Source organism: Eggerthella sp. 1_3_56FAA, assembly GCF_000185625.1.
GTDB lineage: Bacteria > Actinomycetota > Coriobacteriia > Coriobacteriales > Eggerthellaceae > Eggerthella > Eggerthella lenta.
The window spans coordinates 17,086-20,590 of the sequence record NZ_GL622583.1; the positions used below are offsets into that span (position 1 = coordinate 17,086).

5 protein-coding genes are annotated in these 3,505 nt (G+C 66.6%); all 5 read right to left on the bottom strand.

Features of this window, described 5'->3' with window-relative positions; genetic code table 11:
- A partial coding sequence (locus tag HMPREF1023_RS14690; protein ID WP_009307228.1) for a TM2 domain-containing protein occupies positions 1-208 on the bottom strand: 208 nt, incomplete at its 3' end.
- 13 nt (positions 209-221) lie between these two features.
- Positions 222-731 carry a hypothetical protein gene (locus HMPREF1023_RS14695; RefSeq protein WP_009307229.1) on the bottom strand — a complete coding sequence of 170 codons (510 nt, stop codon included), beginning with the start codon at positions 729-731 and terminating at the stop codon, positions 222-224.
- 1 nt (position 732) lies between these two features.
- Complete coding sequence (locus HMPREF1023_RS14700; RefSeq protein WP_009307231.1) at positions 733-1,761, bottom strand: hypothetical protein; 1,029 nt, start codon at positions 1,759-1,761, stop codon at positions 733-735.
- Between the two features lie 92 nt (positions 1,762-1,853).
- Positions 1,854-2,441 (bottom strand): hypothetical protein, encoded by a 588-nt coding sequence (locus tag HMPREF1023_RS14705; protein WP_232228741.1) that lies wholly within the window; start codon positions 2,439-2,441, stop codon positions 1,854-1,856.
- Between the two features lie 5 nt (positions 2,442-2,446).
- Positions 2,447-3,460 (bottom strand): lysozyme family protein, encoded by a 1,014-nt coding sequence (locus HMPREF1023_RS14710; RefSeq protein ID WP_009307234.1) that lies wholly within the window; start codon positions 3,458-3,460, stop codon positions 2,447-2,449.
- Positions 3,461-3,505: the final 45 nt, after the last annotated feature.

Here is a 3,505-nt window from a genome sequence, read left to right on the forward strand (position 1 = left end):
CCGTCAGCAGCCACACGATTGCCGTAGCGATCTTGCCCGTATAGAACCTGTGCGCCCCGGTGAACCCCAGGACGCCGGCGAGCGCGAGCGCGACGTGCCAGCTCTGCGAGTTCGGCTCCTCGGACTCCTCTTCCCGCAGCGGCCGATGCTCCAACGGGTACGGGCAGAACAGCTTCGACCCGTCGGCCAATGTGACCCACTCGCCCATATCCGCCTCCGATCTAGTACACCAACGAGATGGTTCCGAAAGCCCCGCCCATAAGCGCCATGACGCCGCCCGACACGGCGGCCTGCAGGCCCTTCTTCGCGGCCACTGCGTCGTCCGAGTGGAAGAAGTAGTCGTAGAAGCCGTTGATCATCCAAAGGGTGCCGAGCGCGATCAGACCCGGAACGGCGAACTCGCGCATGAAGCCGTTGAGGCTCCCCTTGCCAAGGTCGTAGGCGGTGAAGGCGACCATGACCCCTCCCGTCGCGAGCATGCCGAGCGCCTGGCGCGCCGCGGGCCCGTCGTCCGAGCGGTTCTGGAAGTACCGGTACGCCCCGAATGCGGTGAGGACGTACCCGGCGAGCTGCACGATGGGCTTGAGCACCTCGCTCACGAGCCTGTCGAGGGTCATGCCGTCCTGCCCCAGCGCCGCACCGTACCCCCATGCCCAAGCCTGGGAGGCGTCGGCAAGGGAGAGCGCCGCGGCGAGCGCGACGACGGCGGCTGTCTTCGATCCATGCCTCATGTCACATCATCTTCCCGACGACCTTGTACGTCGTCATCGTCGAACCGAGCACGACCACCAGCAGCGTCGCCGTGTAGATGAGCCCTCCCCGGATGATCTGCCAGATGTCGCCGCCCGACGTCACGATCACCCCTTCGAGGATCATGGGCGTGATGATGACGACCGCCTGGACGACCGCGATCATGATGGCCGCGCTGCCGATCTCTTTGAAGTACATCCTGCCGGCCTCGGCCCACTCCTCGCTGAGCAGGAACGCCACGGGGATGGAACAGAATCCCGTGAGCACGCTCGCCTCGGCGAACCTGGCCAGGATCACGGCCTCGCCCGCGAAGGACACGATCATCGACATCACCCAGAAGAAGAGAGCGCCGAGGTAGAGCAGGAGCAGGCTGCCAATGTAGGAGCCGAGCGCCCCTGCTATGCCGGCGTTGCCGGAGGCGTCGCCGGCGGTCTGCCCGAGAGCGGAGTTGACGGCCGCGGACAGCGCCGCCTGGTCGAAGGACACGCCGGCCGACCCGCCCGGGGCGTACTGGGAGATGGCGTTCGACACGCCGTCGCCGGCGAGGAGTATCCCGTATATGAGCAGCGGCGCGAGGTCGATCAGCGTTTTGTACAAGAAGAACTTGACCAGCATCATCACGAGCTCGTAAAGCCCCTCCCCATGGATGAAGCTGCCGTCGGTCGCCGTGACCTTCTTGAACACCCCTTGGAAAAGGAACACCATGATGAGCGACTCGCCCACCGGCGCGGCCGCCTTGTTGATGACGGCGATGACATCGGCGACGCGCGAGGCGTCCACGTCGAACTTGTAGGACGCGAGCTGCGACAGCCAGGTGTCGGACGCCGACTGCATTATCGCCGCCACGCCGTCGCCGAGGCCGAGGGCGGTGAAGAAGTTGTTGACTATGCCGGAGATCGACAGGCCGGTCAGATCCTCGATCCATCCGCCGTAGGCCGTATCCGCGAGGATCATCATAGCGAGCATCGCGATCAGGACGCATGCTCCCGCCAAACTCGTGCGGAAGACCACGCGCCTCCATCGGGCTGCACGATCTACGGTTGCGGACAGATGGCTGATGACGGGATCGGGAGCGACGGCACCCTCGTACGCCGGCGCGCGCCTCATAAAGCATCGCCCCCACGCTCGATGCGCTCGGGCTTCTCAGACCCTCCGGTCAAAGACTCCAAGGGGACGACAGTGCACGTGCCGTAGTCCAGGGAGTAGGCGACGCCCACGTCGGCCGCTTTCGAGCCGTCGGAATCCAGCAGCTCCACCTCCAGGTAGGACGAGGCGGTCGACGACGGGAAGCTGAGCACGGCCGAAACGTACGCGCGAGACGCCTCGATGCCCATCTCCTTGCAGTACGCCCCGAGCGCGCCGCGCACCGCATCCTGGTCGACCCGCGTAGCTTCTGCCTGATCGGTGGCGATGTCCAAGGACAAGGCTGGCTCCTCGCCGTCCGCATCGGCGCCGGCCTGTCCCGCTCCCCCCCGGTCGTCCGGCGCGGATTGCTGGACGGCGGGCGGGGCGGCGTCCCTCTTGGAAGAGGACGGGCCGACGCATGAGAACTCGTTGACGGCGACGTTGACGGCGACGGCCAGGGCGAGGAGGGTGATCGCCGTGCGCATGGCCCGCTTCCGCCGGCGCTCGATCTCGTCCATCTCCTCGGCCGTGTCGGGGTTCGCCCTCCATAGGTTGTCGTGCTTCATCTTCACTATAAGTACCGCCTAACCTGCCAGTTGTAAGTGTTCGCCACATAGCTCGATACATCCCCCGAGTAATGGGGGCCGGGCGCGTGGCCCATGCCCATCAGCTGCCCGTCGCCCACGTACATCTCGACGTGATCCCATGTCGGGTTGTACCCGTTAAAGCTGCAGAACACGAGGTCGCCCGGCTCGAGCTGGGAGGCGGAGACGCCCTGCCCTCTCGACCCCGAGGCTATCTCCTTGCCTCCGAGCGACTGGTCGCCGGTGTACCAGCCTATGTCCATGCCGGTGACGGCTAGGTAGGCCGCCCTGCACATGCCCGAGCAGTCGGTGGCGCCCGTCCTGTCGGGATCCACGCGCAGGCTCGCATCCTGGGAGTACACCAGCCACTTGTTCTCGCGCGCCTTGACCCATTCGGCCACGGCCGCCCCGTCGCCCGACGCTCCGTAGGACACCTCGTAATGCTCCAGCACGCGCAAGGGGTAGTTGGGCGTGCCGATACCGTAGCTTCGCGCCAGATCCTCGCTCCACCTGCCGCCGTTGGACAGCGCGTAGGCATGCCAGCCAGGGCCCGAGTTGTACGTCTGCAGCACGTTCTTCAACGCCTCGAGGTCGCAAGGGTCGTCGCATCCCCAGAGCCGCAGCTTGTCGGACAGGTACGCGCAGCCCTGCTTGACGCTGGCCGAGCACCACCAGTCGTCGCCGTCCACACCCGTCACGGGGTCGGCGACAGTGCCGGCATCGGGGAATCCCGGGCGGGACGCCCCCGTCGACTCGGCGCACTGGAACGGGTCGTGGTCGGCTATCTTCCACCCGGCCCCGCCGCTCTCGTGCTGGCAGACCGCCAGCGCGAGCTCGACGAACTCCCCCTTGCCCTCCTGGTGCATGTAGTAGGACACGTAGGGCCTCAGCGCCTGCACCTCCTCCGACAGGCCGACGGCCCTCGCCTGGGTCGAGGACGCGCCAGCGCCGCACATGCAGAGGACGAGCCCGCAGAGCGCGAGCGCCGCGAGCATGGCCATTGCGAGCGCGACCGTCGGCGCGCCGAGTCAATACTGAGTCGGAGA